Annotated in this window: 3 protein-coding genes and 1 pseudogene; 1 reads left to right on the top strand and 3 read right to left on the bottom strand. The window is 62.2% G+C overall.

Annotated features, from left to right (window positions below):
• Positions 1-165: 165 nt before the first annotated feature.
• The 3 genes from AB0N17_RS45655 to AB0N17_RS45645 form a co-directional block, all read right to left on the bottom strand.
• Positions 166-984 (bottom strand): tyrosinase family protein, encoded by an 819-nt coding sequence (locus AB0N17_RS45655; RefSeq protein ID WP_366017583.1) that lies wholly within the window; start codon positions 982-984, stop codon positions 166-168.
• Between the two features lie 40 nt (positions 985-1,024).
• A complete protein-coding gene (locus AB0N17_RS45650) occupies positions 1,025-1,477 on the bottom strand; it encodes a tyrosinase family oxidase copper chaperone (RefSeq protein WP_366017582.1) in 453 nt (150 codons plus the stop codon).
• A 505-nt stretch (positions 1,478-1,982) separates the two neighbouring features.
• Positions 1,983-2,495, bottom strand: coding sequence for a formaldehyde-activating enzyme (locus AB0N17_RS45645; RefSeq protein WP_366017581.1), 513 nt, complete (start codon positions 2,493-2,495; stop codon positions 1,983-1,985).
• Between the two features lie 728 nt (positions 2,496-3,223).
• Between AB0N17_RS45645 and AB0N17_RS45640 the strand changes: the two are divergent.
• A pseudogene (locus tag AB0N17_RS45640) lies at positions 3,224-3,533 on the top strand (hypothetical protein); the annotation flags it as partial.

Raw genomic sequence — 3,533 nt, 5'->3', positions numbered from 1 at the left:
GCCCTTAATGTGCCCTGGCCGCCTGACGGCCCCTCTCCGGCACCCAAAAGGGCGAGGCCCGAAGACCTCGCCCAATCCGCAAGAAACCCCAGCTCAGGGCCACACAAGGCAATACGGCTGATGCCCCGCCTCATGAAGGCGATGGCTGAAGTCCTGCCACTCGTGCTACTGATATGTGTAGAACTTTGTGTGGTCGAGCACGTCTTGGGGTGTGACGTCATTCCAGGGCTTCATCGGATCCCGGAGACTCACCACGTTTGGCGTAGCTGTGTCGGGTAGATATCCCGATTCGGGGTGCATGCTTTGCCAGTCTGCCCATAGTTTGTCAATGAAGCAGTGATGAAGCCAGAATACCGGGTCATTGGGTGAGGCGCCGGTAGCCATATTCCCACCGACCCATACATGGACCCGGTTGTGTAGATTTGCACCGCGCCATCCTTCGAGGGAGTTTCTGAAACCCTCTGACTCGCTGTTCCATGGCGGAGCGTCGTATGTGGCTGCGGCTAGGACGGAGTCAACATCAGCTTGAGTGGGGAGCTCCTCACCACCGCGGCCGAGCGCGCGCCGTAGAAACGTCCTCCCGTCCACTCGCACATTCAAGGCCCAGCTGCCGCCGTTAAAAGCGAACGGCCCTGACGTAACTCTGCTGTCGCTCCCTTGCCCGTCGCCGCCGAGGAAATCGTCAGACCATAGTGGGCTGTCCGCTGCGTTGTCGACTGTCCAGTCCCAGTAAGGGAGCATGACAGAAGGATTTACGCTTTGTAGTGCTTGTTCAAACTGTATGAGGAAGCGCCGGTGCCACGGCAGGAACGAGGGGGAACGATGTCCCGTACGTTCACCTTCATCGGTGTCACTCATGATGAAGGCGTTGTGCGTGGTGACGAACTCGTCGTATTGGCCCTGGTGTTTGAGCTTAACGACGGCATCGACGAAGTTCTTTTTCTCCTCGTCTGATAAGTTCGCCTGATTTTTGCGCACGGCCATGACGGAAAACCCCTTTCGCGTCGAATGCTCGTTCTATCTGTCAGGCGGCGATGGGTACGAGTGAGGCGCCGTTCAGTTCCCGCACGGCGGCGCGAGCGAGATCATGGGGGGTGCGGTGCTTTGTGTAGTGGTCAAGGACGCTGATCCAGGTGCTGTCAGCGTTCTGCATGGTGTGCAGATCAGCGTCGTCCACCCGCACGACGAAGTCGATGAGATGCGGGCTGTCGTCCTGCGGGACCGCCATACCGTTGTGATGGCTTGCATGTGCCATGCCATGGGGGTGCTCATGGACAGGCCATCCTTGTATGTGGCGTCCGAGGTACATCTCGTCGAACGGCTCCGGGACGTTGTCTGCCCGATGAGCCGGTGAACTTCTCTGTGCCGACGCGACAGGCGCGGCTGCCGCAGTAACGGTGCGGGCTTCCCCGAGCGAGGCGCCGGCCAGTAACAGTGCCGACGCTCGCAGCAGGCTGCGGCGGGAGAGGTGACGCACGATCGGCTCCTTCTGGAGTACGTCGCAGGCCTCAAGGCAGCGCAGTTGGGCACTTGCGTGTCCGAGGCATCGCGTGTCGTCACATGCTGGCAGCCCATGCTCGGCACAAGATATGCGGTCGTGGACTCAGCGATCTGAACGAGCCGCACTGAGATGAGAAATCCAAGTTTCAACAGCGAAAAATTTTCGGTGGGCCCCGCGGGTGTCCTCGAAACACAGGACCTTTCACCTGTCTCGCGAGTAACGCGCATCGATCTTTCACCAGATGCTGCGTGGCACTGCTGAGGGTGCGTGCGCCAAGTCGTCTCAATTGCAGGGGCAGGAGGTGACGGGTTGGGTAGGCGCTGAAGTTTGGCCCATTGCGCTGCTCTCGCCTGGTGCGCTGCAGAGGCGAACAGCCTGTGCTGGGCTTCGAGCGGCGACAGCGCCGTTCGACCGTCCAGGTTCAGACGCAGCAGGTCCATGGGTTATTGGTGATCTTCATCGGGCAAGTATGTCGGCGGGTTTACCGAAGCGCTTGGCCGGTCCTGGCTGGGCGGTGCGCTGGATGTTGCTGACGGCCGGGGTGGCGGTTGACCGCGCCTCGGATGGCGTTGTATGCGGCGGCGTGCTGGTTGCGGAAGGAAGCGTCGAGGTCCTCTACCTCCGGGTTGACCCAGACCGCCGCGATGATCAGGTAGGCCTCGGCTTCTTTTGCTGGGATCAAGCCGTTGCCCACCGCGTCCGTGATTCCCAGCCCCAGGCCGACCTGGGCCGAGCCCCAGATGGCCCGTTGGTGTAGCTCACCGACGGCGGCAGCCTTGTTGGTGAACCGGGCCAGCGGCTTGACCACCACCGATGGTCGCATGACTGCCATGAACGGCACGTGCCTGCTACTGGGTGTGGCCAGTGCCGTCGCCCAGGCCGTCTCGACCGGACCACCCTTGTGGCCGATCACGAGGTGTGTGTGGGCGGCGTTGGCGCCCTGGCCGACGAAGGCCTCGCCTATGAGCGCGGTCGGGGCAAAGGGGGTGGACAATTCGCAGCTCCCACCTGCTTGCAGCGGCTGCAGGGAATCTAGATGTGCTGTTGCGCGCTCGCAAGAATCGGCCGGGGATCGAGATGCCGGTTGCTCCTGCGACAACTTGCCCTTCCATACGGACTTCAGTCGCCACAGCGGCGTGCGGTGCGATCTCAATTTGCATGGGGCGCTGGCTTCCGGCGAAGGGAAGAGCCCGGGCGGCCTTGGACTCGTCAGCCCGACCCAGCTGGTGGGCTGCGAGAAAAATCAGGTGTTGTGGGCGCTCAAGGCGCTGACCGCAGCAGGTCCATGAACGGAAGAATAGTTTATGACAGTCCCGAGGCTTCCTAGCTTCGAGGTCTGCGCGAAGGTGATGTCTTCGGCGGTGACTGCCGGCGTGCCACGAATGACAAGCGGAACCTTGCGAGTGCAGCGGCCGAACTGGCCCAGGGGGTAGCAATAAGAAAGGACATTCGCCGTGCTCTGCCCGGCCGCTCATGTCCGCGCCTGGGACCACGCCACTCGCCCCGCCGGTGATTGATGCCTGGCTGCCTGCCAGAGCGCCGAACATCTCGTTCACAGACCGGGCTGTCGGCGTACCCATGATGGTCTTGGATCCACATCGCTGATTGGAACTGCGGTTCTTTTTCGTCGCCTGTTGGAGGCTGGGGCGACGCGTCTGTCGGACATCGCCAGGGAGACGGGACTGGACTGCAAGCCAGTGGCCGACCTCGGGCACGGTGCTGATGTCCGCCAGCGATGAGCACACCGGTCGCAAGGGCGAGCGCCGTACCTTGTTCGAAGACGACTACATGAGTCTCGTCGACGGGAGGCACCCACTCGTCAATGCCCCGATCATGCTGGTCTGGGACTGGCTCAAGCCCCGCGTCCCGCGCACTATGCACGAGCTGATCGAGGCACGGGAATGGCTACGGGTGTTCATCCTGCGCTCCAACGCACGCCTGGTGAACACCCAGGTCGTGTACGCGGCCGGCAGCAACAGCGAGACCGGAGACCTGCTCGCCCCGCTGAACATCACCTCCTCCGAGGGTGTGC

It is taken from the genome of Streptomyces sp. NPDC051133, assembly GCF_040682635.1.
GTDB lineage: Bacteria > Actinomycetota > Actinomycetes > Streptomycetales > Streptomycetaceae > Streptomyces.
Note: the sequence above shows the minus strand (reverse complement) of the source record. Positions and strands in the feature narration are given on the sequence as shown.

What these genes read in the sequence shown, in the direction of transcription:
- AB0N17_RS45655 (WP_366017583.1), bottom strand. Translation starts at nt 984, where the DNA reads ATGGCCGTGCGCAAAAATCAGGCGAACTTATCAGACGAGGAGAAAAAG.